Raw genomic sequence first — 24,100 nt, forward strand, 5'->3', positions numbered from 1 at the left:
GGGCGCACTGGGCACACCAGGAGACACCGCAGGGGAACGAGCGGCAGAGCCAGTCTAATGAAGGCGTTCCTGCTGTCTAGCCTTTCATTGCATCAATCTTCATCAGATGTACTGCGGATTTCGCAGGAATCGATCTCCTGCTCCTGCTCCAGGGCCCTGTCGGCGCCGTCGGGGCCGCCCTCGGGCCCCTCACCCAGCATGCGCTCGGCCACTCCGCGCTGCAGGCGCGCGGCCGCCGGGTCGCCGAGCCGCTCCAGGGTGTCGGCGACCCTGAGCCGCAGCGCCACCTGGAGCCGGGTGTCCTCGGCGCGGCGCGCGTACTCGATGGCCTCGTGGCAGGTGCGCATCGAGTCCGCCGGGCGGCCCGCGTGCTCCTGGAGGCGGGCGAGCTCGCTCAACGCCCGCGCGTGGGCGGCCACATCACCCGCCCTGCGGTGCACCGCGACCGCGGCGCGCCCGTTGCGCAGCGCCTCGTCGTGGCGACCCGCACGACTCTGGACGGTGGCCAGGCGGCCGTACAGCCGGGCGGCGTCGGCGTGCTCGTCGCGGGCCAGCCGCTGGGCGAGCGCCCGGCCGTACCAGTCGGCGGCCCGGTCGTGGTCCCGCAGCTCCTGGTGGGCGGCGCCCACGGATTCCATCGCGCGGCCCGTCGCGTACGGGTCGTTCCCCCGCCGCCCGGCGTCCAGCGCGTCCCGGTAGCGGCGCAGCGCCTGGGCCGTACGGCCGGTGCGCGCGTCCAGGTCCGCGAGGTTCAGCAGCGCCGCCGCCTCCTCCCGGGGCAGGTCGCGGCGCTCGGCCACATCGCGGACGAGCCCGTGGACGAGATACAGCTCGGGCGCCGCGGCCTCGGTGCCGAAGTGCGCGACCAGGGCCCTGACCAGGGCGGCCATGAGCCGCCGGGCCAGCGTGTCCAGCTCTCCGTCGGCGACCGCGAGCCGGGCCGCGGCCAGCAGGGCGGGCTGCCGGGTGCGCAGCCAGTCCTCGGCGGCCCGGGGACCGGAGAAGCGCAGGGTCCCGGGCAGCGCGGCGAGCTTCTCACGGGCCTGGGGGCTGTCGGTCTCGGTGATCGCCCGGCAGGACTGGAGCAGCCGTACGGTCCGCTCCAGCATGCGCGCGCGGGCCAGCTGGAGCTCGGCGGGGCGGTCCTGGCTGCGCGCCCGGTCCCGCAGCAGGGGCAGCAGGCAGCCGGGGACCTCGTACCGGGGCCGGTCCGAGGTCCGCGCCTCGTCCCGGGCGCGGTCCTCGGGGCCGGGCGCATCGGTCCTGCTCGGGCCGGTCCCGGGCGGGTCGGCGCGCCGCAGGAAGGACTGGGCGGCGAGGCCGTCGAGAAGGGCGGCCGCGTCCCGGGGCGAGCAGCCAGCCAGCGCGGAGGCCGTGTGCGCGTCCACGAGGCCCGCGGGCGCCAGGGACAGCAGCCGCAGCAGCCGCTGCGTCAGGGCGGGCAGCCCCTCGTACGCGAGCTGGAAGAGCCGGGCCGTCGGCGGCCCCTCCTCCCCCGCCGAGCGCAGGTGCCTGGCGAGGTCGGCGACCGCGGCCTCGGGGCGCGCGGCGAGCCAGCCGCCCGCCAGCACGAGTGCGGCGGGCTGGCCGGCGCACTCCTCCACGAGCCCTTCGGCGGCACGCGGGTCGACGGTGACGCGCACCGCCCCGGTGAAGCGGGTGAGCAGGTCAAGGGCCGACTTGGTGTCGAGGCCGCCGAGGGTGCAGGGCCGCACGTCCGAGATCCCGGTCAGCGGCCCCTCGGAGACGGCGACGACCAGGCAGTCCGGTGTGTCGGGCAACAGCGCGTCGACCTGCTCTGCGGACACCGCGTCGTCCAGCAGGAGCAGCGCGCGGCGGCCCGAGAGCGCCTCGCGCACGGCCTGGCCGAGTTCGTCCGGCGGGGCGCCCGCGGGGACGGGCAGGCCGAGGGCGTCCAGCAGTTCGCGGGCGGTGCGCTCGGTGGGGACGGGGGTGCCGTCGGGTTCGCTGAGGCGGGTGCGCAGCACCCCGTCCCCGTAGCGGTGCCCGACCTGGCGCACCAGTTCGCGCGCGAGGGCCGTACGGCCGAGGCCGGGCCGGCCCGCGATGAGCAGGACACGGGCGCGGGGCGCCTTGCGGCCGGAGAGGGTGTCCAGGCCCGCGCGTTCGATGTCGGCGAGGAGTTCCTTCAGCTCCCGGGTGCGTCCGAGGAAGGGTCCGTCCGCGGCGGAGGGGCGCCGGGCGCGCTGGGACAGCTCGGCACCGTCTGTGTCCACCGCCTGATCCGCCACGGGCCACGCTCCCGTCCCACCGCGCCAACAGGGCCGCCACCATGGGGCGTGCCGCGCTCAGAGCCTAGTTGACGACCTGCGGCGTTCCGGGCGGAGCGGGGCCGACACATCGCCCAATCGGATCAAGCGATCGTAGGACCGTCATGCGGCCAAGGAGGACGGGAGCGAGGCGCGTGGCCGAGACCGCTCAGGCCTCGAACGGCCGTGCGGGCCAGGGCGCCTCCGCCGGGCGCAGGGCGTCCAGGCCGTCGCCGCCGCGCGCCGCGACCAGGGACAGGGCACCGACGACGAGGCAGTTGTTGTGCAGCTCACCGGCCAGCACCCCGCGGACGAGGTCGGCGAGCGGCACCCGGGCCACCTCCATGTCGGCCTCCTCGTCCTCCACCTCGAAGCGCCGCCCCTCGGCCTCGGACAGGCCGCGGGCGAGGAAGACGCGCACGGCCTCGTCGCAACCGCCGGGGGTGGTGTAGACGTCGGTCAGCACCCGCCAGTCCTCGGCCTTGACGTGCGCCTCCTCGTACAGCTCGCGCTGCGCGGCGTGCAGCGGGTTCTCGCCGGGGACGTCGAGAAGTCCGGCCGGGATCTCCCAGAGCTTGTGGCGCACGGGATGGCGGTACTGGCGGATCACCAGCACGCGGTCCTGGTCGTCCAGGGCGAGCACGGCCACCGAGCCGGGGTGGACCTGGTAGTCGCGGCGGGCGACGGAGCCGTCGGGCATGACCACGTCGTCGGTGCGCACCGAGGTCTTGTTGCCGACGAACGGGGTCTCGCTCGCCCTGACCCGCCACTGCTCGGGGGTGTCCTTGATCGCCATCTCGCGCTGTCCTCCCACGTCCTCGCACACGACCGGGGTGCGCCTCCCGCAGGACGCGCACCCCGGTCACCGTACCTTCTGGGCTACTTGCCGTTCTTGGCGCCGCCCTTGCCGGCTGCCGCCTGCTGCTGGCGCTCGACGGCGGCCTTCACCAGGCCGGCGAACAGCGGGTGCGGCCGGGTCGGGCGGGAGCGCAGCTCGGGGTGCGCCTGCGTGGCCACCAGGTAGGGGTGCACCTCGCGCGGGTACTCGACGTACTCCACGAGCTTGCCGTCCGGGGAGGTGCCGGAGAACTGGATGCCGGCCTTCTTCTCCAGCTCGGCCCGGTAGGCGTTGTTCACCTCGTACCGGTGGCGGTGGCGCTCCTCGACGTACTCCTTGCCGGCGTACACCTCGCGCACGATGGAGCCCTCGGCCAGCTTGGCCGGGTACATGCCCAGCCGCATGGTGCCGCCCATGTCGCCCTCGCCCGCCACGATGTCGAGCTGCTCGGCCATGGTGGAGATCACGGGGTGCGCGGTGACGGCGTCGAACTCGGTGGAGTTGGCGTCCGCGATGCCGGCGAGGTTGCGCGCCGCCTCGATCACGATGCACTGGAGGCCGAGGCACAGGCCGAGCAGCGGGATCCTGTTCTCACGGGCGTACTGGATGGCGCCGACCTTGCCGGACACGCCCCGGTCGCCGAAGCCGCCGGGCACGCAGATCGCGTCCACGTCGCCCAGCTGCTGCGCGGCGTCCGCCGGGGTCCTGCAGTCGTCGGACGTCACCCACTTGATCTTCACCCGGGCCCGGTTGGCGAAACCGCCGGCGCGCAGGGCCTCGGTCACCGACAGATAGGCGTCGGGCAGGTCGATGTACTTGCCGACCAGGGCGAGGGTGACCTCGTGGTCCGGGTTGTGGACGCGGTCGAGCAGGTCGTCCCAGGTCGTCCAGTCCACGTCGCGGAAGGGCAGGTCCAGCTTGCGGACGACGTACGCGTCCAGGCCCTCGGAGTGCACGACCTTGGGGATGTCGTAGATCGAGCGGGCGTCGGGGCAGGCCACGACCGCGGCCTCGTCCACGTCGCACATCAGGGAGATCTTGCGCTTGATGGCGGTCGGGACCTCGCGGTCGCAGCGCAGGACGATCGCGTCCGGCTGGATACCGATGTTGCGCAGCGCGGCGACCGAGTGCTGGGTCGGCTTGGTCTTCAGCTCGCCGGACGGGCCGATGTAGGGCAGAAGAGAGATATGAACGACGAAGACGTTGTCCCGGCCGACCTCGTGGCGGACCTGCCGCACGGTCTCCAGGAACGGCAGCGACTCGATGTCACCGACCGTGCCGCCGACCTCGGTGATCACGACGTCGACCTCGTCCGTCGCCATACGGCGGATCCGGTGCTTGATCTCGTTGGTGATGTGCGGGATGACCTGCACGGTGTCACCGAGGTACTCGCCGCGCCGCTCCTTGGCGATCACCGTGGAGTAGACCTGCCCGGTGGTCACGTTGGCGGAGCCGTCGAGGTCACGGTCGAGGAAGCGCTCGTAGTGCCCGATGTCCAGGTCGGTCTCGGCGCCGTCGTTGGTGACGAACACCTCACCGTGCTGGAACGGGTTCATGGTGCCCGGGTCCACGTTGAGGTACGGGTCGAGCTTCTGCATGACGACGCGCAGGCCCCGCGCCTTGAGCAGCATGCCGAGGCTGGAGGCCGTCAAGCCCTTGCCGAGCGAGGAGGCGACACCCCCGGTGACGAAGATGTGCTTGGTCGTCGTGGCTGTGTTGTTCCGGAAGGGCGGCATGGCCAAGAGGGGGCTCCCGTGGTCGCGTTCTGTCGTGCGTTCCGGCCTGCCCACCGGGGATTTCCGGGGGTGCCGTCGCTGCGGTTCGGGGGTTTTTCTCCCACCGGTCCACGGGCTACCAGCGTATCAGCGCCCGAGAGGGGCTGCTTCCGGCCACGCTCCGCGCACAGATCGAGACAGTCACCGGACCTTCACCCTTGGCCCACTCGTTCGGCGCACTCGCGTTGTCCTTCGGGGCACGCGGATCATCGAGGTGCGTCGTATCCTGCTCGGACACTCTGTGCCGAGCAGAACCGGAAAACGACACCACCCCCGTCTGTCACCGGAACAACAAGGGCTTGTCGGTTCGTTGAACATCGACCGCTTCATTTCCGAATGAGCGGGTGAGCGACGACCTTCTCACCGACCCCATTGACCCCAAGACCGCAAAGAGCGACCGCCCCTCGTGGGCGACGTGGCCGTTCGACTGGAGTTGCATTGGCCGGGCGCATCGAAGACTACGCACTCATCGGAGACATGCAGACCGCGGCGCTGGTCTGCCGGGACGGCACCGTGGACTGGTTGTGCCTGCCCCGGTTCGACTCCCATGCGGTCTTCGCGGGGCTGCTCGGCACCGAGGAGCACGGCTTCTGGCGGCTGGGCCCGGCCCACGCGCCGGACGCCGGGCCGCCGGCGGCCACCCGGCGCTCCTACCGCGGGGAGTCGCTGATCCTGGAGTCCGAGTGGGACACCCCGCGCGGCACGGTCCGGATCATCGACTTCATGCCCCCGCGTGACGGCGCCCCGCAGCTGATCCGGATCGTGGAGGGCGTCACCGGCCGGGTGCCGATGCGCTCCGCGCTGCGCATGCGGTTCTCGTACGGGCGGGTTGTGCCCTGGGTGCACAAGCACGAGGGGCGGACGGTGGCCGTGGCCGGCCCGGACTCCGTGTGGTTCGACACACAGTCCGAGACGTACGGCAAGGGGCTGACCACCTACGCGGACTTCACGGTCGCGCCCGGTGACCGGATCGCCTTCACGATCTCCTGGCAGCCTTCGCACAAGAACCCCCCGGCGCTGCCGGAGCCCGAGCAGTCGCTGACGGCGACCGAGGACTTCTGGCGCGAGTGGGTGGACCACTGCACGTACCACGGTCCCTACCGTGAGGCCGTGGTGCGCTCGCTGATCACCCTGAAGGCCCTGACGTACGCGCCGACGGGCGGCATCGTGGCCGCGCCGACGACCTCCCTGCCGGAGGAGATCGGCGGCGTACGCAACTGGGACTACCGCTACACCTGGCTGCGGGACGCCGCGATCACCCTCTCCTCGCTGCTGCGCACCGGCTACCGCGACGAGGCCCGCGCCTGGCGCGAGTGGCTGCTGCGGGCGGTGGCGGGCGACCCCGAGAACCTGCAGATCATGTACGGCATCGCGGGCGAGCGGGAACTGGGCGAGGCCGAGCTGGACTGGCTGCCGGGCTACGAGAACTCGGCGCCGGTGCGGGTGGGCAACGGCGCCGCGCACCAGTTGCAGCTGGACGTGTACGGAGAGGTCACGGAGGCGCTGCACCTGGCCCATATGACGGGCCTGGCGCGCAACGACTACGCGTCCCTGCTCCAGCTCAAGCTGATCCGCTACCTGGAGCAGCACTGGGACGAGCCGGACGAGGGCATCTGGGAGGTGCGCGGGCCGCGCCGCCACTTCGTGCACTCCAAGGTCATGGCCTGGGTCGCGGTCGACCGCACGATCAAGCTGCTGGAGTCCGGGGACGCGGACGGGCCCCTGGAGAAGTGGCGCGAGCTGCGCGACGACATCCACCGGGACGTGTGTGAGAAGGGTTACGACAAGGAGCGCAACACCTTCACCCAGTCGTACGGCTCCAGGGAACTGGACGCCTCGCTGCTGCTGATCCCGCAGATGGGGTTCCTGCCGCCGGACGACAAGCGGGTGATCGGCACGATCGAGGCGATCCAGCGGGAGCTCTCCACGGCGGACGGGTTCATCCTGCGCTACCCGACCTCGGGTGAGGAGGAGGGCGTGGACGGGCTGCCGGGCGACGAGGGGGCTTTCCTCGCCTGCTCCTTCTGGCTGGCGGACGATCTGGCGATGATCGGGCGCGTCGACGAGGCGCGCAAGCTGTTCGAGAAGCTGCTGGCGTTGCGCAACGATCTCGGGCTGCTCGCCGAGGAGTGGGACCCGCGGCTCCAGCGCCAGGTGGGCAACTTCCCGCAGGCGTTCAGCCATGTGCCGCTGATCGACACGGCGCTTCGGCTGACGGCGTCCGGAGCGTATGGCGGGTGAACCGCGGGCGGGGCCGGCCGGGTGCGGCACCGCCACAGATCTCGCGCAGTTCCCCGCGCCCCTGATAAGGGGCGCGGGGAACTGCGCGGACGGTCACCACGCTGCCGTATGCGGCCTGAGGAGGGGCGCGGGCCGGGGGGTGTTGCCTACCCTGGAGTCGGGGTCTCGTGGAAGGGGCCGTTGGCGTGGGGAAGGCCGCGGCGGCGTTGAGCGGACTGCGTCGGGAGCTGGACGGCGACGTCCTCGCCCCCGGTGACCCCGGCTACGACCAGGCGCGGGCGGTGTTCAACGCCCGCATCGACCGGCACCCGGCGGTGATCGCCCAGTGCGAGGGCACCCCGGACGTCGTCCGGGCCGTACGGTTCGCCCGGGAACTGGATCTGAAGATCGCCGTCCGCGGCGGCGGCCACAGCGTCACCGGCACGGCGGTGTGCGACAACGGCCTCGTCGTGGACCTGCGCCGGATGCGGACCGTCGCGGTCGACCCGCGCTCCCCCTCGGTACGGCTCGGCGGCGGCACCCTGACCGCGGAACTGGACCGCGCCACCCTGCGCCACGCCCTCGCGGCCGGCGCTGGCCGGTTCTCGGCCACCGGGGTCGCCGGCACCGTGCTCGGCGGCTGCACCGGCTGGCTGGACCGGCCCTTCGGCCTCGCCGCCGACGCCCTGCTCGCCGTGGACGTGGTGACCGCCGACGGCGACACGGTCGCGGCGACCCCCGAGCAGGAGCCCGACCTCTTCTGGGCCCTGCACGGCGGCGGCGGGAACTTCGGCATCGCCACCGCGCTCACGCTCAGGCTGCACGAACTCCCCGCGTTCTCGGCCGCCCTGCTGACGTTCCCGCCCGCGACGGCCCCCGAGGCGGTTCGGGCCTACCGCGACCTCGTCGAGGCCGGCCCCGCACGGCTCGGCGGCGCGGTGCTGTACACGGCGGACCGGCCGTGGTCACCGGTGTGCGGTGTGCTCGTCACCTACGCGGGCGCCGTGGCGGACCTGCGCGCACTGATCCGGCCGCTGTCGGCGCTGCCGCACCGGGCCGCGATCGTCTCCCCGATGCCGTACCCCGGTGTCCGTCGGCTGCTCGACGTCCCGCCAGGACTGCGCGGCCACGGATCGGCCGCACATCTGACCGCTCTGCCGGACGAGCTGGCCGACCTCTTCTGCGCCCGCGCCGCCGCGATGCCCGCGCCCACGTACTGCCGGTACGCGCTGTTCCCGCTGGGCGGCGCCCTCGCCCACGGGCCAGCCGGGCACCCCGCCCCCTGCCAGGACGCGGCGTGGAGCGCGCACCCGCTCGGCGCCTGGGCGGACCCGGCGGACGACGAGCGCGCGCTGCGGTGGGCCGACGCCGTCCACGACGACGTGCGTCCCTGGCGGACGGGGGCGGTGTACGCGGCGCCCGTCGCGGACACGGGCGGGGACCGATTGGTGGCCGGTCTGGACACCGGGACCCTCGCCCGCCTGGAACGCGTCAAACGGCGGTACGACCCGGACAACGTGTTCCGCTACAACCACAACGTCAGGCCCGCCTGACCACCGCCCGACGGTGCGCCCGGAGCTCCGGCACAGGTAGCGTCGCCGCATGGACAGCCGTTTCCCCCCGCAGAACACCCAGGGCACCGGGATCACCGTGCAGCGGGCCCTGGAGCTGCCCGGGCTGCGCGGCGGGCTGCCGGAGGTGCTGGCCGGCGCCGACCGGCTCAGCCGCACCGTGCGCTGGGTGCACGCGGGCGAGGTCCCGAACATCGCCTCGCTCCTCAAGGGCGGCGAGCTGCTCCTGACCACGGGCTACGGCCTCGGCACCCGCCCCGCCGAGCAGCGCGCGTTCGTCCGCACCCTGGCCGAACGCGGCATCGCGGCGCTGGTGGTGGAACTGGGCCCGCGTTTCTCCCGGTTGCCCGCCGCCCTGGTCGAGACGGCCCGGGCCGCCGGGCTGCCGCTCGTCCAGCTGCACCGCGAGGTGCCGTTCGTGGCGGTCACCGAAGAGATCCACACCGAGATCGTCAACGGCCACTACGCCCTGCTCCAGAGGGCCGAGGAGGTGCACCGGCGCTGCACCGAGGCGCTGCTCGGCGGCGGCGGGGTACCGCAGGTCCTCGGCATCCTGTCCGACTTCTGCGGCAACCCGGTGTTCCTGGAGACCCCCGACGGCCAGTTGCTGTACGCGACCGGCACCGGGCCCGCGGACACCGACCCGCTCCAGGTGTGGGAGGGGCTGCGCGACCAGCACCAGGACGAACCCCCGGCCGGCACGACCCTCGTGGACGTCCCCGGCGGCGGTCCGGGCGGCGCGGGTTCGGTACGGGCCCGGCTGGTGCTGCTGCCGGTCAGCGCGCCGATGACCCCCGTGCACCGGATGGCCGCCGAGCGGGCGGCGGGCATCCTGGCCGTGGTCCTGATGCAGGCCCGGCAGGAGGAGGAGCTGGCGGCACGCGGGCGGGGCGACTTCCTCACCGACCTCGCGGAGGGCCGCATCGCCGCCGAGGACGCGCCCGCGCAGGCCCGGGTGCTCGGGTTCCGGCCGGGTTCCGGCCCGCTGCTCCCGGTGGTGATGCGCCTGGCGGACGGGATGTCGCCGGGCGGCGGTGGCTGGGCGGTCCTGGCACGGGCGGTGGCGGAGGAGCTCGCCTCGGTCGGCGTGCCGGTGCTGCTCGGCGTACGCCCGGTGGAGGGCCGGGTCCCTCTGCTGCTGGGGCTGCGCGCGGAGGCGGAGGGTCCGGCGGTCGCCGACCGGGTGGCCACGGCGCTGCGGGCGGGAGTGGAACGCGCGGGCATGCACCGGCCCGGGGCCCGGCCGCCGGTCGTGGTGGTCGCCGCCGCGGGAGGCTGGGCGGCGGCGTCGGCGGGCCTGCGGCACGCGGCGGAGACGGCGACGGCGGCGCAGGGGCTGCCGGAGCATCCCTGGTACGACGCCCGGCGTCTCGACATCGACCTGCTGCTGTGGCGGCTGCGCGACCATCCGGACCTGGCGGCCTTCGTGGAGCGCGCGATCGGCCCGCTGCGCGACCACGACCACCGCTCGAAGCCACCGCTGCTGCCCACGCTGGAGACCTATCTGGCCCACGCGGGCCGCAAGGCGGAAACGGCCCGCGAGCTCCACCTCAACCGCCAGACCCTCTACAACCGCCTGGCCCGCATCGCCGAACTGCTGGGCACCGACCTCGACGACCCCCAGACGGTCCTCACCCTGAGCCTGGCCCTGAGAGCCCGCCGCCACGTCCCCTGAGTCCGGGGCCGCGGGGAACCGCGCAACGCCTCAAGCCCCCACCGTCAGGGGCGCGGGGAACCGCGCACAACCCACCACGCGCCCGCGGCCGAACAACGCACCGCACCGGAAAGCCGCCCGGCCGCGCGCGGCGCTACGCGTACGGCAACACCCGGGTCAACTCGTCGTAGACACTGAGCACCTGCGCCACCGTCTCGTCCTCGGTCGGCCACCCCGCGGCCTGCCGACCCCCCAGCCGCCGCAGCTCCTCCCGCCGCCCGGCGTCCCCGAGCAGGCGCACCACCGCGGCGGCCAGTGCCCCCGCGTCGCCGTACGGGACGAGTTCCGCCGCGTCCCCCACCAGCTCCCGCATGCCCCCGACATCGGTCGCGACCAGCGGCACCCCGGCGTGCAGGGCCTCCTGCGCCAGCACGGACCGGGACTCCCAGCTGCTGGGCAGCAACGCCAGATCCGCCGCGGCGAGCAGTTCACCGGCGTCCGCGCGCCGCCCCAGCAGCCGTACGGGCAGCTCCTCGTCCTCGATACGCCGCCGCAGCACCGTCCGCAGTGTCCCCTCCCCCGCGATCACGACCAGCGGCTGAGGATCGAGGTCGCGCCAGGCGCGCGCGGCGTCCAGCAGGACGTCGTAGCCGCGATGCCGGTCCAGGGTGCCGACGGCGATGAGCAACGGGCGGCCGACGGCCCCGAGTTCGGCGCGGACCTTGGTGCCCGGACCCTCCTGGTCGTCGCGGTCCACGGCGGCACGCGGCCCGGGCAGCGACACCGCGGCGAGCCGGGCGTCCCGGGCGCCGCGACGGCGGGCCCGGTCGACGAGGTCGGACGACGTGCCGAGGACCACGGACGCGGCTCTGGCCACCCGGCGTTCGAGCAGCCGCACCAGATGGGCGCGGGCTCCTTCGGCGTGCGCCCGGGTGTGCCAGGTGACGACCAGGGGGACGCGGCGGCCGCTGAGCGCGAGCACGGCGCGCAGCCCGGCGTGCAGCCCGTGCGCGTGCACCAGGTCGGCGTCCCCGCAGGCGACGCGCAGGGCGGCCAGCGCCGTGGGGTCCGTGCTGCGGGACACCGGGACGTGCCGTCCGCCGACGCCGGTGAAGTCGTAGGCGTGCTCGGCCTCGGCGGGGGCGCACACGGTGACCTGCACGCCCCGGGCGACCAGTCCCGAAGTCAGCGTGCGCACATGGGCGCTGCTGCCGGCGCTGCCCCCGCCGAGCACCTGCACGGTGCGCAGCGGCGACCGGCCGTGCGGTGAGTGGCTGCTCGCGAGGCTCACGTGGCCGGGGCTCCTGGTTCGGCGTCGGACGGTCACGAAGAAACGTACAGAAGGATCACGCGGCAGGGGTGGACCGCGCGACATGCCCGGCTTGGTGCGCCGGGCCGAGCCAAGCATGCCAGGACCGGGAGCCCGGCGTGACCCGGGACAGCCCTCAGGGGCGGTCCGTCCGGGCCGTCGCCAGCAGTTCCTCCGCGTGGGCTCGGGCCGTCTCGGAGTCCTCCTGGCCCGCCAGCATCCGGGACAGTTCACGGACGCGGTCCTCGCCTTCGAGCACCTTCACACCGGAACGGGTCACCGAGCCGTCGTTCGTCTTCTCCACCAGCAGCTGCCGGTCGGCGAACGCCGCCACCTGCGGCAGATGGGTGACGACCACGACCTGCGCGGTCTTCGCGAGCCGGGCCAGGCGCCGGCCGATCTCGACCGCCGCCTTGCCGCCGACGCCCGCGTCGACCTCGTCGAAGAGGTAGGTGGGCACGGGGTCCGTCCCCGCGAAGACCACCTCCACGGCGAGCATCACACGGGAGAGCTCACCGCCGGAGGCGCCCTTGGCGATGGGCCGGGGCGGTGCGCCGGGATGGGGTGCCAGCAGCAGTTCGACCTCGTCGACGCCCGAGGGCCCGCACGCGACCGCGCGTCCGCCGACCTCGACGCCCTCGGGGTCCTCGGTCTGCCGGATGTCGAACGACACGCGTGCGTGCGGCATGGCGAGGGAGGACAGTTCCGCGGTGACGGCGGCGGCGAACCGTTCGGCCGCGTCCGTGCGGGCGTTCGACAGCGCCTGGGCCAGGTCGCCCAGCTCGGTCCGCAGCCCGTCCCGCTCGGCGGTCAGCTCCTCGACCCGGTCGTCGTCGCCGTCCAGCTCGGTGAGCCGCGCGGCCCCCTGCTCGGCCCACTCCAGGACGGAGCCCACGTCCTGGCCGTACTTGCGGATCAGGGCGTTCAGCACCGCGCGCCGTTCCTCCACGGCCGTCAGCCGCAGCGGGTCGGCGTCCAGGTCGTCGGCGTACCCGGCGAGCTCACCGGCCACGTCGCCGAGCAGGATCCCGACCTCGCCGATCCGGTCGGCCAGCGCCGCCAGCGCCGGGTCGTGCGACCGCACTGCCTCCAGGGCGCGGTGGGCGCCCGCGACCAGCGTGGCCGCGTCGATGCTCTCGGGGTCCTCCGGGTTGCCCGCCAGGGCGGCGTGCGCGGCCGTCGCGGCGGACGCGAGCGCCTCCGCGTGTCCGAGCCGCTCCGCCTCCTCGGCCAGTTCCAGGTCCTCGCCGGTCCTCGGCTCCACGGCCGCGATCTCGTCGAGCCCGAAGCGCAGCAGATCGGCTTCCTGGGCCCGTTCCCGGGCGCGGGTGGTGATCTCCTCCAGCTCGGTGGCCACGGACCGCAGCCGCCGGTAGGCCTGCGCGTACTTGGTGAGCGGCACGGCGACCGCGTCGCCGGCGTACCGGTCCAGGGCCTGGCGCTGCCGGTTCGGTTTGAGCAGGCCCTGCTGGTCGGTCTGCCCGTGCACGGCCACCAGTTCGTCGGCCAGCTCCGCGAGCACGCCGACGGGGACGGAACGCCCGCCCAGGTGCGCCCTGGAACGTCCCTCGGCGGACACGGTGCGGCTGATCAGCAGCGCCCCCTCGTCGAGCTCGGCGCCGGCCTCCTCGGCGCGTACGGCGGCCGCGGCGCCCTCGGGCACGGCGATCCGCCCCTCCACGACCGCGTTCTTCGCCCCGATCCGCACGAGCGCCGGGTCGGCACGGCCGCCGAGCAGCAGGCCGAGACTGGTGACGACCATGGTCTTGCCCGCGCCGGTCTCACCGGTCACGGCGGTGAAGCCGGGCGACAGCTCCACGACCGCGTCGTCGATGACCCCGAGCGACCGTATCCGCATCTCCTCCAACACGGACACGACCATACGAGGTCGGCCGCCCACCGTGCGACGCCACCCGCCCCGCTGGGGCGAACCTGCAGGTAAGGACCCGCCACGAACCCCCCATATCACCCCGCCGAGCGAACACCCTCACCCTCCAAGGACCGCAGGGAACCACGCAACCACCCCAAGCCCCACCTCCCCAGGACCGCAGGGAACCACGCAACCACCCCAAGCCCCACCTCCCCAGGGGCGCGGGGAACTGCGCAAAAAGCCCCACCCACCCGCAGGTCCAGACACACCCCAGCCCCCACCCCCCAAGGGGCGCGGGGAACTGCGCAAAACCCCCCACTCACCCGCAGGTCCAGACGCACCGCCCTCGCGCGGAGCGCTAGTGCGGTGCCCCCCGCCACCCGGAAACAGGCAGCGCGAACTTCGCGACCAACCGGTCCGTGAACGAGGCATGGTGCAGCCGAGCCAACCGCACCGGCACCGCACCCCGCCGCACCTCCACCCGCGCCCCCACCGGCAGCTCCACCATCCGGCGCCCGTCGCACCACAGCACCCCGTGCGGGGTGTCCGGCTGCACCTCCACCGCGAGCACCGAGTCCGGCGACGTCACCAGCGGCTTCGCGAACAGCGCGTGCGCGCTGATCGGCACCATCAGCAGGGCCTCCACCTCCGGCCACACCACGGGTCCGCCCGCCGAGAAGGCGTACGCCGTCGACCCGGTGGGCGTGGCGCACACGATGCCGTCGCAGCCGAACCCGGTCACCGGCCGGCCGTCGATCTCCAGCACGACCTCCAGGAGCTTCTCCGCGGAGACCTTCTGCACGGCGGCCTCGTTGAGCGCCCAGTCGGTGTGCACGATGTCGCCGTTCCTGTGCACGACGACGTCGACGGTCATGCGCTCCTCGACCTCGTAGGCCTTCATCACGACCCGGTCCACGACCCGGTCGAGATCGTCGCGCTCGGCCTCCGCGAGGAAGCCGACCCGGCCGAGGTTGACGCCGAGCATCGGCACCCCGGAGGCGCGGGCGAACTCGGCGCCGCGCAGCAGCGTGCCGTCACCGCCGAGCACGATGAGCAGTTCGCAGCCGTCCAGGCACTGCGGGGTGGCCTCCTTGACCAGCTGCACCTCGTCCGGCAGCGGCAGGTCCTGCGCCTCGGCCGCGAGGACGCGCACGCCGATCCCGCAGTTCAGCAGTCCCTTGACCACGAGTTCCGCGCTCCGGATGGCCGCGGGCCGCCCCGTGTGGGCGAGCAGGAAGACTGTACGAGCTCGGTTCTGTGTCAACGCGGCCCCTCCGCCACTGCACGGTCAACGTCGGCCGGGTCCAGAGCGGGTGCCCCGGCTCGCAGCCACAGAAAGTACTCGACATTGCCCGACGGGCCGGGCAGCGGGCTGGCCGTCACGCCGTTCACGCCGAGCCCGAGTTCCGCGGCCCGTTCGGCCACCTGGCACACGGCCTCCGCGCGCAGCTGCGGGCTGCGGACGACACCGCCGCTGCCCAGCCGTTCCTTCCCCACCTCGAACTGCGGTTTGACCATCATCACCAGATCGGTGTCCGGTTTCGCGCACCGCACCAGAGCGGGCAGGACCAGTCCGAGCGGGATGAACGACAGATCCCCCACCACAAGATCCACAGGCTCCCCATCGATCGCTTCGAGCGTCAACTCCCGTACGTTCGTACGGTCCTTGACGGTGACGCGTTCATCGCTCCGCAGGGACCAGGCGAGTTGTCCGTATCCGACGTCGACGGCGACGACATGGGCGGCGCCCGCGCGCAGCAGGACGTCGGTGAAGCCCCCGGTGGACGCCCCGGCGTCCAGGGCCCGTCGGCCCGTGACCGCCAGGCCCTGGGGGACGAAGGCCGCGAGCGCGCCGGCGAGCTTGTGGCCGCCGCGCGAGACGTAGTCGGGGTCGCCGTCGTCCTGGGCCACGACGATGGCCGCCGCGGTCTCCACCTGGGTGGCGGGCTTGGTCGCGACGGTCTTGCCGACGGTGACCCGGCCCGCCGCGATCAGCTGGCCGGCATGCTCGCGCGAGCGCGCCAGCTTCCGGCGCACCAGCTCCGCGTCCAGACGGCGGCGTGCGACTCCTGCCACGTTCGGTTCAGCTCCTGTGTCGGTGGTGCGAGGGGGGCGCCGGAGGTCCCGGGCGGGCGTCGAGCGCGGTCAGCGCGTCACGCAGCCCCCTGTGTACATCCTCGTACACCTCCGCGTGCCCGTCGGTGGCGAGGTGGTCGGCGTCGGCCAGCCGCCGCAGCTGGGCGTCGACCTCCGCGTTGCCGGTGGGCGTGCGCTGCACGTTCAGCGGCGAGGGCGCGGCGGGGTCGTCCTCCGGCTCCCGGGCGAGGCCCTGCGGGACGTCGGGGTCCGCCACGGGGGCCTCGCTCTCGGACACAGTGTCGCTCATGCCCCGACGCTACCTCGAAGCACGGACGAGCACTGGGGTACCGTCGCTCACGATGGCGACCATGCAGGAGTGCCGCCGCGCACTCGACACACTCTCGGACAACCTGGCGGGCGCCGACGGGGACGTACGCGACGCCGCGGCCCTGAACCGCTCGCTCAGCTGCCGTATCACCGACCTGGACATCACGTTCGTCGGCCGGCTCGTGGAGGGCCGCATCGAGGTGCTCGACACGGTTTCGGGACCGCCGCCGCACAAGGCCCAGATCCGGTTGGCCATGGCGGGCGACGACCTGGTGGCGATGGTCGACGGCGAGCTGAACTTCGCCAAGGCCTGGGCTTCGGGCAGGGTGAAGCTGGAGGCGGCGGTCCTGGACCTGTTCCGCCTCAGAAAGCTCCTGTAGCGCTCAGGCACGGCCCTGGACCGGCACCCGTGCGCGGCTCGCGCGGGCCGCCGGCACCACCAGGGGGGTGCCCGTCTCCGGGTCCTCGATGACCTGGCAGCGCAGCCCGAACACCTTCTCGACCAGCGCGGCGGTGACGATGTCGCCGGGGGCGCCCTCGGCGATCACCTTCCCGTCGCGCAGGGCGATGAGATGGGTGGCGTAGCGCGCGGCGTGGTTGAGGTCGTGCAGCACGGCGACGAGCGTGCGCCCGTGCTCCTCGTGCAGTTCGGCGCACAGGTCGAGCACGTCGATCTGGTGCTGGATGTCGAGATAGGTCGTCGGCTCGTCGAGCAGCAGCAGCGGGGTCTGCTGGGCGAGCGCCATGGCGATCCAGACGCGCTGGCGCTGCCCGCCGGAGAGTTCGTCCACGTACCGGTCGGCGAGTTCGGCGACGCCGGTGCGCGCCATCGACTCCTGGACGACCTTCTCGTCCTCGCCCGACCACTGGCGCAGCACGCCCTGGTGCGGGTAGCGGCCGCGGCCCACGAGGTCGCCGACGGTGATGCCGTCGGGCGCGATGGAGGTCTGCGGCAGCAGGCCGAGGGTCCGCGCCACCTTCTTCGCCGGCATCGACTGGATGACCTGGCCGTCCAGGAGCACCTGTCCCCGGGTCGGCTTGAGCATCCGGGACAGGGCACGCAGCAGCGTGGACTTGCCGCAGGCGTTCGGTCCGACGATCACGGTGAAGGAGTTGTCGGGGATCTGAACGGACAGCTGTTCGGCGATCACGCGCTGGTCGTAGGCGAGAGTGACGTTGTCTGCGCGCAGACGGTTCACGGTGCTCCTCTTGTCGTTCGCTTCCACCCCGTTGCGGGCGCCGTTCGCGGCGCTCGTGTGCGGCCCGCCGCTCATATACGGCCCGCCCTGCGCTCGGTGACCAGCAGCCACAGCAGATAGACGCCGCCGAGGGTGCCGGTGACCACGCCGACGGGCAGTTGGTCCGCGCCGAAGAGCCACTGCGAGAGCCAGTCCGCGACGATCAGCAGGGCGGCGCCCATCACCATGGAGGGCACGAGGTTCGGTCCGGGCGACCTGGTCAGGCGGCGGGCGAGCTGGGGCGCGGTCAGCGCCACGAACCCGACCGGCCCGGCCGCGGCCGTGGCACCGGCGGTGAGCAGCACGGCGGAGACCATCAGCAGCAGCCGTACGCGTTCCACGCGCACCCCGAGGGCGTAGGCGACGTCGTCGCCCATCTCCAGCGTGCGCAGCCCGCGGGCGTTGCCGAGCACCAGCGGGACGAGGACGGCGCACAGCCCGAGCAGCGGCCAGACCTGGTCCCAGTCGCGTCCGGCCAGGGAACCCGTCAGCCAGGAGTACGCGCGTGCCGCGTCGACCAGGTCGGCCTTGGTGAGCAGGTACCCGTTGACGGCCGAGGCGATGGCGCTGACGCCGATGCCGACCAGGACCAGCCGGTATCCGTGCACGCCCTGTTTCCAGGCGAGCAGATGGATGGCGGCACCGGTGACGAGGCCGCCGACGAGCGCGCCCACGGCGACCTCGGTGGCGCTCCCGGAGAACAGCACGATCATCACCAGGGCGCCGGCCGTCGAGCCCTGTCCGAGGCCGAGGACGTCGGGACTGCCCAGCGGGTTGCGGGAGACGGACTGGAACAGGGCGCCGCCCAGTCCCAGCGAGGCGCCGACGAGCAGGCCGACGAGCGCGCGGGGCAGCCGCAGTTCGGTGACGATGAACTCCTGGCCCGGATCGCCGTTCCCGGCCAGCGTCCTGAGGACGGCCCCGGCCGGGATGGGGAAGTCGCCCGTGCCGACGAGGGCGACGCCCGCGGCGAGGGCCGCGGCCAGGAGCAGGGCGGCGACGACGACCGCGCGGACGTCCAGGCGCAGGGAGAGTCCGCCGGGCGCGCGCAGGGTGCGGGAGCGCCGTAGGGTGCGGGCCCGGCTCGGGGCGGGGGTGGCCTTGGGCTTCACGGTGGCCTTCACAGCTGCGTCGTCCTCCGCCGTCGTACGAGGAAGATGAAGACCGGGCCGCCGACGACCGCGGTCACGATGCCGACCTGGATCTCGGCGGGCCGGGCGACGACCCGGCCGAGGACGTCGGCGCCGAGCAGCAGCACGGGCGACAGGACGGTCGCGTACGGCAGGATCCAGCGCATGTCGGGGCCGGTGAAGGACCGTACGACGTGCGGCACCATCAGCCCGACGAACACGATCGGCCCGCAGGCGGCCGTCGCGGCCCCGCACAGCAGGGTGGCGGCGACCATGGACAGGGCGCGGGTGCGCGGGAGGTTCGCGCCGAGGGCGCGCGCGGTGTCGTCGCCCATGGCGACGGCGTTCAGCGGCCGGGCGAGACCCAGGGCGAGCAGGGTGCCCGTCACGAGGAACGGCAGGACCTGGGTGATGGTCGCGTCGGTGGCCGAGGCGATGGAGCCGACCGTCCAGAAGCGCATCTTGTCGAGGGCCGCGTCGTCCGTGATCATGACGGCCTGGAGATAGCCGTAGAGCGCGGCGCTGATCGCCGTTCCGGCCAGCGCCAGCCTGACCGGCGTGGCGCCGCGGCTCCCGCCGAGGAACCACACCAGCGCGCCCACGACCGCCGCGCCGGCGAACGCGAACCACACATAGCCGCTCAGGCTCGTGACGCCGAAGAAGGTGATGGCGGTGACGACCGCGGCGGACGCGCCGGCGTTGATGCCGAGGATCCCCGGGTCGGCCAGGGGGTTGCGGGTGAGGGCCTGGAGGACGGCGCCGGCGAGCCCGAGCGCGGCACCGGCGAGCAGCCCGAGGACCGTACGCGAGATCCGGTCACCGACCACGACGTCGTCGTACGTCCCCGTATCGTGGAACAGACCGTGCCAGACCTGCTCCGGGGACAGGGCCTTGGCCCCGATCGCGATGCTGGCCAGCACGACGAGCGCGAGGACCGCGACGGAGGCGAGGAGGCCAAGGGAGCGTATCGCCCAGCGGGTTGGGGGCACGGGGGCGGTCTCCGCGCGTGGTTCGGGAGGACTGTCGACCAACACAAGGTTAGGTTAGCCTACCCTCGCCACTGGGCTCGATGCCGTCGCCCGCACCGCCCGGCCGCCGGGCTCACAGACCCAGTCGCGCCAACGCCTTCCCGCTCTCCAGCTCGCACACACCGTCACCGGCCGCCGTCCAAGCCGCCGCGCACAGCGCGCGCAGCCCGTCCATCGGCTCCCCCTCGCCCGCCAGCTCCAGACGCTCCGAGGACGCCGTCGCCGTCCAGCCGCCGCAGCGGAACCCGGCGTCCGCCTCGACGACGTCGGGCTGACCGGCCGACAGCCCGCGCAGGTCCGCGTCCACGTACGAGGGACGGTGGTGCGGGGGCGCGGCGAGCAGCTGGGCGCCGTCCGTCACCCCGGTCAGCACGAGCAGCGAGTCGACACCGCCGTTGAACGCGCCCTCGATGTCCGTGTCCAGCCGGTCCCCGACCACCAGGGGCCGCTCGGCGCCGGTCCGCAGGATCGTCTCCCGGTGCATGGGCGGCTGCGGCTTGCCCGCCACCTGCGGCTCGGCGCCCGTGGCGATCCGCACGACCTCGACCGCCGCGCCGTTGCCCGGCGCGATACCGCGCCCGCTCGGGATCGTCAGATCCGTGTTGGACGCGAACCACGGCACCCCGCGCGCGATGGCGTACGACGCCTCCGCGAACCGGCCCCAGGCCAGCTCCGGCCCGCCGTAGCCCTGCACGACCGCCGCAGGCTCGTCGTCGGCCGACTCCACGGGCACCAGCCCCCGCTCCCGCAGCGCCACCCGCAACCCCTCACCGCCCACGACCAGAACCCGCGACCCGGCCGGCACCTGCTCGCCGATCAGCCGCGCGACCGCCTGCGCCGAGGTGATGACGTCCGAGGCCTCGGTCGCCGTCCCCAGCTCGGTGAGATGCGCGGCCACCGCGTCGGGGGTGCGCAACGCGTTGTTCGTGACGTACGCCAGATGCATGCCCTGCTCGCGAGCGGTTCCCAGCGACTCCATGGCATGCGGGATCGCCCGCCCGCCCGCGTAGACCACACCGTCGAGATCGAGCAGCGCCGTGTCGTAGGCCTCGCTCAGGCGGCGCGCACTGCCCTCGGGCCGCGTCCTGACGGTCTGGCTCATTACGCATCGCTCCTCGTTCGTTCGCTTTCCCCCGATCATCGCGCATGCCACTGACACACTTACGATGCATCAATGAACACTGCAGGTCCCGGGGACGTACCGGCGCGCACGGGTCTGGAGCTGGCCCCCTTCCGAGGGCTGCGCTACGACCCCGACCGTGTCGGCAGCCTCGCCGCCGTCACCTCGCCGCCGTACGACGTCGTCGTACGGCCGGACGGGCTGCACCAGCTCGAATCGGCCGATCCGCACAACATCGTCCGCCTGATCCTTCCCCAGGCGTCCGACCCGGCGGCACGCAACAAGCAGGCCGCCGAGACGCTGCGCCGCTGGCTGGCCGACGGCATCCTGACGGTCGACGCCGAGCCCGGCCTCTACGTCTACGAGCAGCGAGGCGGCGGACTGCTGCAACGCGGCGTCATCGGCGCGCTGCGCGTCTCCCCTCCCTCGGACGGCGTAGTCCTCCCCCACGAGGACGTGATGCCCCATGTGGTCGCCGACCGCGCGGCCCTGATGCGTGCGACGTCCGCCAACCTCGAACCGCTGCTGCTCACCTATCGCGGCAACACCTCCGGCACCGGGGCGACGGCTGTCATCGAACGCACGGCCGAGCGCCCGCCGCTGCTGTGCACGACCACGGAGGACGGATTCAGCCATCGTCTCTGGGCCGTCACGGACCCCGCGGAACTCGCCGAGATCGAGGCGGACCTGAAGCGGCACCAGGCCCTGATCGCCGACGGCCACCACCGCTGGGCGACGTACCTGCGTCTTCGCGCGGAGCACACCTCGCCCAGCCCCTGGGACTACGGTCTGGTCCTCCTCGTGGACACGGTCCGCTACCCGCTCCGGGTCCGGGCGATCCACCGGCTGCTGCACCGGCTGCCCGTGGCGGACGCCCTGTCCGCCGTGACGGGGCTGTTCCGCGTGCGGAAGCTGGACGCCTCCCTGCCGCAGGCCCTGGAGGCACTCGCCGACGCCGCCTGCGCCGGCACCGCGTTCCTGCTCGCGGGCGAGGGCACCTTCCATCTGCTGGACGAGCCGTCCCCCGAGCTCGTGGCCCGCACCGTCCCGGCGGACCGGCCGGAGGCCTGGCGCACCCTGGACGCCACGGTCCTGCACGCCACGCTGCTCGGCCATGTCTGGAACATCCCCGACGACTCCCCCGAGCACATCGCCTACATCCATGACGCCGCCGCCACCGTCGAGAAGGCGGAGCGCGACGGAGGCACGGCCGTGCTGCTGCACCCCGTCCGCGAGGACGTCGTACGGGAACTGGCCCGGCAGGGCGTGACGATGCCCCGCAAGTCGACGTCGTTCGGCCCGAAGCCGGCTTCCGGCCTGGTCCTGCGCATGCTGATGCCGCACGGCTCGCTCTGACGGAAAACAGGGCGGGATCCGGATGTGGATCCCGCCCCGTCACCTGCCGAGGATGGCCGGCTCAGCCTTCGGCGGCCTCGTTCCGAGCCTCGTCCTTGGCCGCGCTCTCCGCCTCCGCCGGGACGTCGTCCCCGGCGCCGTCAGCCTCGTCGTCGTCGTTCTCGACCTCGACGTCGTTCTCGGGCGTGCCCTCGCCGGCGTCGTCGCTCTCGTCGAGGTCACCGAGCGCGTCCACGAACTCCACCCCGTCCAGCTCGGCGAGCCGGTCGGAGGCGTCCGTGCTGCCGTCCTTGTCGGCCTCGACGGCCTTGGCGAACCACTCGCGCGCCTGGTCCTCGCGGCCGGCGGCCAGCAGGGCGTCGGCGTACGCGTACCGCAGGCGAGCGGTCCACGGCTGGACGGAGTTGGACGCGAGCTCCGGGCTCTGCAGAGTCACGATGGCGGCGTCGAGCTGCTCCATGTCCCGCCGCGCACCGGCCGCGACCAGCCGCATCTCGACCTGGCCGGCCTTGTCGAGCTTGTGCACCTCGGGGGCGCCGGCCATGTCGAGCGCCTTCTCGGGCCGACCCAGACCCCGCTCGCAGTCGGCCATGACGGGCCACAGCTCGGAGCTTCCGGTCATACGGCGGGCGGCACGGAACTCGGCGAGCGCCTCGCTGTACTTCTCGTTGGCGTACGCGGCGAATCCGGCCGCCTCACGCACGGCGGCGACACGGGACGCGAGACGCAGCGCCACCCGGGAGTAGCCGTAGGCCTGCTCGGGATCCTCGTCGATCAGCCGGGCGACCATCACCAGGTTCCTGGCGACGTCCTCGGCGAGCGTCTTCGGCAGGCTCTGGAGCTGCTGGCGTACGTCGCCGTCGATCTCCTCGCCGGTGACGTCCTGCGGGATCGGCAGGCGCTTGATCGGCTCACGGTTCGGGTCGCGGTCCTCGCGGAAGCCACCGGGGCGTCCGCCGCGGTCGTCACGGCGGTATCCGCGGTCGCGGTCGTCGCGGCGGTCGTCCCGTCCGCGGTAGCCGCCGGGGCGGCCGCCCCGGTCGTCGCGGCGGGGGCCGCGAGCACCACGGTCGTCGCCACGCCGGTCGTCGCGTCCGCGGAAGCCACCGCGGTCGTCCCGACGGTCATCTCGCCGGTCGTCACGGCCGCCGAAGCCGCCGCGCTCGCCGCGCTGGTCGTCACGGCGGCCGTAGCCGGCACGGTCACCGCGCTCGCCGTCCCTGCGGTCGTCGCGGCGGAAGCCGCGGTCGTCCCCGCGCCGGTCGTCGTCGCGGCGGCCGAAGCTGGGACGGTCGTCGCGGCGGTTCCCGTAGCTGGGACGGTCGTCGTCGCGGCGGCCGTAGCCGGGGCGGTCGTCGCGGCGGTTCGCGAAGCCGGGGCGGTCGTCGTCACGGCGCTGGGCCGGACGGTCACCGTCACGCCGGAACCCACCACGGTCATCGCGGCGGTCGTCACGGCGGTCATCGCGTCCGCGGAAACCGCCGGGGCGTCCGCCTCGGTCGTCGCGGCGGAAGCCGCGGTCGTCCCCGCGCCGGTCGTCCCCGCGCCGGTCGTCGTCGCGGCGGCCGAAGCTGGGGCGGTCGTCGCGGCGGTTCGCGAAGCCGGGTCGGTCGTCGTCACGGCGCTGGGCCGGACGGTCACCGTCACGCCGGAACCCACCACGGTCGTCACGACGGTCATCGCGGCGCGGGCCACTCGGGCGGTCGTCGCGGCGGAAGGCGGGACGAGCCCCGCGGTCGCGGTCGTCGCGACGGAAGCCACCACGGTCGCCGTGGTCGGCACCGCGCTGGTCGTCGCGCCGGCCGTCCCGGCGGTCATCTCGCCGGTCGTCACGGCCGCCGAAGCCGCCGCGCTCGCCGCGCTGGTCGTCACGGCGATCGTCGCGTCGGAACCCACCACGGTCGTCGCGGCGGAAGCCGCGGTCGTCCCCGCGCCGGTCGTCGCGCCGGCCCTGACCGCCCCGGTCGTCCTCGCGGCGACCGCCGTAGCTGGGGCGGTCGTCGCCCCGGCGGGGGCCCCCGCGATAGCCACCACGGTCACCACTGTCCCGGCGGCGCTGGTCGCGCTCAGGACGCTCGTCGGGAGAGTTGGGGGACATGGTGACTCCTGTCTTCGGTACCGCAAAGTCATTCTCGCGCAACCGGGTATCCGGCGCGCTCCGGAAAAAAGAAAGGACCCCTGGTCCCAGCGAGTGCGCTGGGACCAGGGGTCCTCCAAAGATTGTTCGGCGGCGTCCTACTCTCCCACAGGGTCCCCCCTGCAGTACCATCGGCGCTGTAAGGCTTAGCTTCCGGGTTCGAAATGTAACCGGGCGT

The 24,100-nt window shown here is 73.6% G+C and carries 18 protein-coding genes, 1 rRNA gene and 1 pseudogene; 5 read left to right on the top strand and 15 right to left on the bottom strand.

The genetic code is table 11. The annotated features are described in order from the left end of the window. Positions 1–92: 92 nt before the first annotated feature. From AB0C59_RS05315 to AB0C59_RS05325, 3 genes are all read right to left on the bottom strand, one after another. Entirely contained in the window at positions 93–2,252 is a 2,160-nt protein-coding gene (locus tag AB0C59_RS05315) for a tetratricopeptide repeat protein (RefSeq protein WP_363001207.1), read from the bottom strand. Between the two features lie 187 nt (positions 2,253–2,439). Beyond that, on the bottom strand, positions 2,440–3,066 hold the full coding sequence (locus tag AB0C59_RS05320; protein ID WP_363001209.1) for an NUDIX hydrolase: 627 nt from the start codon (positions 3,064–3,066) through the stop codon (positions 2,440–2,442). Positions 3,067–3,149: 83 nt separating this feature from the next. Continuing rightward, positions 3,150–4,844 carry a CTP synthase gene (locus tag AB0C59_RS05325; protein ID WP_363001274.1) on the bottom strand — a complete coding sequence of 565 codons (1,695 nt, stop codon included), beginning with the start codon at positions 4,842–4,844 and terminating at the stop codon, positions 3,150–3,152. A gap of 477 nt (positions 4,845–5,321) precedes the next feature. On the opposite strand from AB0C59_RS05325, the gene AB0C59_RS05330 reads away from it, so the two are divergent. The 3 genes from AB0C59_RS05330 to AB0C59_RS05340 all read left to right on the top strand — a co-directional run bounded on the left by AB0C59_RS05330 (position 5,322) and on the right by AB0C59_RS05340 (position 10,349). Next, positions 5,322–7,124: a glycoside hydrolase family 15 protein gene (locus AB0C59_RS05330; RefSeq protein ID WP_363001211.1), complete on the top strand. Its 1,803-nt coding sequence runs from the start codon at positions 5,322–5,324 to the stop codon at positions 7,122–7,124. 185 nt (positions 7,125–7,309) lie between these two features. Continuing rightward, on the top strand, positions 7,310–8,656 hold the full coding sequence (locus tag AB0C59_RS05335; RefSeq protein WP_363001213.1) for an FAD-binding oxidoreductase: 1,347 nt from the start codon (positions 7,310–7,312) through the stop codon (positions 8,654–8,656). A 49-nt stretch (positions 8,657–8,705) separates the two neighbouring features. Next, the gene (locus AB0C59_RS05340; protein ID WP_363001215.1) at positions 8,706–10,349 is read left to right on the top strand and encodes a PucR family transcriptional regulator; all 1,644 of its coding nucleotides are present in this window, start codon (positions 8,706–8,708) and stop codon (positions 10,347–10,349) included. Positions 10,350–10,482: 133 nt separating this feature from the next. On the opposite strand, the gene AB0C59_RS05345 is transcribed toward AB0C59_RS05340, so the two are convergent. The 5 genes from AB0C59_RS05345 to AB0C59_RS05365 form a co-directional block, all read right to left on the bottom strand. Continuing rightward, the gene (locus AB0C59_RS05345; protein ID WP_363001217.1) at positions 10,483–11,619 is read right to left on the bottom strand and encodes a glycosyltransferase family 4 protein; all 1,137 of its coding nucleotides are present in this window, start codon (positions 11,617–11,619) and stop codon (positions 10,483–10,485) included. Positions 11,620–11,773: 154 nt separating this feature from the next. Further along, positions 11,774–13,519, bottom strand: a complete 1,746-nt coding sequence (recN, locus tag AB0C59_RS05350; protein WP_363001219.1) for a DNA repair protein RecN — start codon at positions 13,517–13,519, stop codon at positions 11,774–11,776. Positions 13,520–13,865: 346 nt separating this feature from the next. Beyond that, complete coding sequence (locus AB0C59_RS05355; RefSeq protein WP_363001221.1) at positions 13,866–14,771, bottom strand: NAD kinase; 906 nt, start codon at positions 14,769–14,771, stop codon at positions 13,866–13,868. Beyond that, positions 14,768–15,583: a TlyA family RNA methyltransferase gene (locus AB0C59_RS05360; protein WP_363001223.1), complete on the bottom strand. Its 816-nt coding sequence runs from the start codon at positions 15,581–15,583 to the stop codon at positions 14,768–14,770. The genes AB0C59_RS05355 and AB0C59_RS05360 overlap by 4 nt, the downstream gene beginning before the upstream one ends. A gap of 7 nt (positions 15,584–15,590) precedes the next feature. Beyond that, positions 15,591–15,893: a hypothetical protein gene (locus AB0C59_RS05365; RefSeq protein ID WP_363001225.1), complete on the bottom strand. Its 303-nt coding sequence runs from the start codon at positions 15,891–15,893 to the stop codon at positions 15,591–15,593. A 52-nt stretch (positions 15,894–15,945) separates the two neighbouring features. On the opposite strand from AB0C59_RS05365, the gene AB0C59_RS05370 reads away from it, so the two are divergent. Next, a complete protein-coding gene (locus tag AB0C59_RS05370) occupies positions 15,946–16,293 on the top strand; it encodes an SCP2 sterol-binding domain-containing protein (protein ID WP_363001227.1) in 348 nt (115 codons plus the stop codon). A 3-nt stretch (positions 16,294–16,296) separates the two neighbouring features. Here the strand turns inward: AB0C59_RS05370 and AB0C59_RS05375 are convergent, their stop codons facing one another. The 4 genes from AB0C59_RS05375 to AB0C59_RS05390 form a co-directional block, all read right to left on the bottom strand. Beyond that, complete coding sequence (locus AB0C59_RS05375) at positions 16,297–17,187, bottom strand: ABC transporter ATP-binding protein (RefSeq protein WP_363001229.1); 891 nt, start codon at positions 17,185–17,187, stop codon at positions 16,297–16,299. After that, the gene (locus AB0C59_RS05380; RefSeq protein WP_363001276.1) at positions 17,184–18,263 is read right to left on the bottom strand and encodes an iron chelate uptake ABC transporter family permease subunit; all 1,080 of its coding nucleotides are present in this window, start codon (positions 18,261–18,263) and stop codon (positions 17,184–17,186) included. Before AB0C59_RS05380 ends, AB0C59_RS05375 begins: the two co-directional genes overlap by 4 nt. A gap of 8 nt (positions 18,264–18,271) precedes the next feature. After that, positions 18,272–19,315: an iron chelate uptake ABC transporter family permease subunit gene (locus tag AB0C59_RS05385; protein WP_363001231.1), complete on the bottom strand. Its 1,044-nt coding sequence runs from the start codon at positions 19,313–19,315 to the stop codon at positions 18,272–18,274. 67 nt (positions 19,316–19,382) lie between these two features. Further along, positions 19,383–20,411: an HAD-IIA family hydrolase gene (locus tag AB0C59_RS05390; RefSeq protein ID WP_363001233.1), complete on the bottom strand. Its 1,029-nt coding sequence runs from the start codon at positions 20,409–20,411 to the stop codon at positions 19,383–19,385. Between the two features lie 72 nt (positions 20,412–20,483). Between AB0C59_RS05390 and AB0C59_RS05395 the strand changes: the two genes are divergently transcribed. Next, a complete protein-coding gene (locus AB0C59_RS05395) occupies positions 20,484–21,785 on the top strand; it encodes a DUF1015 domain-containing protein (protein WP_363001234.1) in 1,302 nt (433 codons plus the stop codon). 61 nt (positions 21,786–21,846) lie between these two features. On the opposite strand, the gene AB0C59_RS05400 is transcribed toward AB0C59_RS05395, so the two are convergent. From AB0C59_RS05400 to rrf, 3 genes and pseudogenes are all read right to left on the bottom strand, one after another. Further along, positions 21,847–22,683 (bottom strand): hypothetical protein, encoded by an 837-nt coding sequence (locus AB0C59_RS05400; RefSeq protein WP_363001278.1) that lies wholly within the window; start codon positions 22,681–22,683, stop codon positions 21,847–21,849. A 255-nt stretch (positions 22,684–22,938) separates the two neighbouring features. Next, positions 22,939–23,883 (bottom strand): annotated as a pseudogene (locus tag AB0C59_RS05405) (hypothetical protein); the annotation flags it as partial. A 124-nt stretch (positions 23,884–24,007) separates the two neighbouring features. Beyond that, positions 24,008–24,100, bottom strand: a 5S ribosomal RNA gene (rrf, locus tag AB0C59_RS05410); the annotation flags it as partial.

It is taken from the genome of Streptomyces sp. NPDC048664 (genome assembly GCF_040650555.1).
GTDB lineage: Bacteria > Actinomycetota > Actinomycetes > Streptomycetales > Streptomycetaceae > Streptomyces.

Coding starts and splice junctions, on each gene's coding strand:
- AB0C59_RS05320 (WP_363001209.1), bottom strand. CDS start 3,066: ATGGCGATCAAGGACACCCCCGAGCAGTGGCGGGTCAGGGCGAGCGAG.
- AB0C59_RS05325 (WP_363001274.1), bottom strand. CDS start 4,844: ATGCCGCCCTTCCGGAACAACACAGCCACGACGACCAAGCACATCTTC.
- AB0C59_RS05340 (WP_363001215.1), top strand. CDS start 8,706: ATGGACAGCCGTTTCCCCCCGCAGAACACCCAGGGCACCGGGATCACC.
- recN (WP_363001219.1), bottom strand. CDS start 13,519: ATGGTCGTGTCCGTGTTGGAGGAGATGCGGATACGGTCGCTCGGGGTC.
- AB0C59_RS05365 (WP_363001225.1), bottom strand. CDS start 15,893: ATGAGCGACACTGTGTCCGAGAGCGAGGCCCCCGTGGCGGACCCCGAC.
- AB0C59_RS05370 (WP_363001227.1), top strand. CDS start 15,946: ATGGCGACCATGCAGGAGTGCCGCCGCGCACTCGACACACTCTCGGAC.
- AB0C59_RS05375 (WP_363001229.1), bottom strand. CDS start 17,187: ATGAGCGGCGGGCCGCACACGAGCGCCGCGAACGGCGCCCGCAACGGG.
- AB0C59_RS05390 (WP_363001233.1), bottom strand. CDS start 20,411: ATGAGCCAGACCGTCAGGACGCGGCCCGAGGGCAGTGCGCGCCGCCTG.
- AB0C59_RS05395 (WP_363001234.1), top strand. CDS start 20,484: ATGAACACTGCAGGTCCCGGGGACGTACCGGCGCGCACGGGTCTGGAG.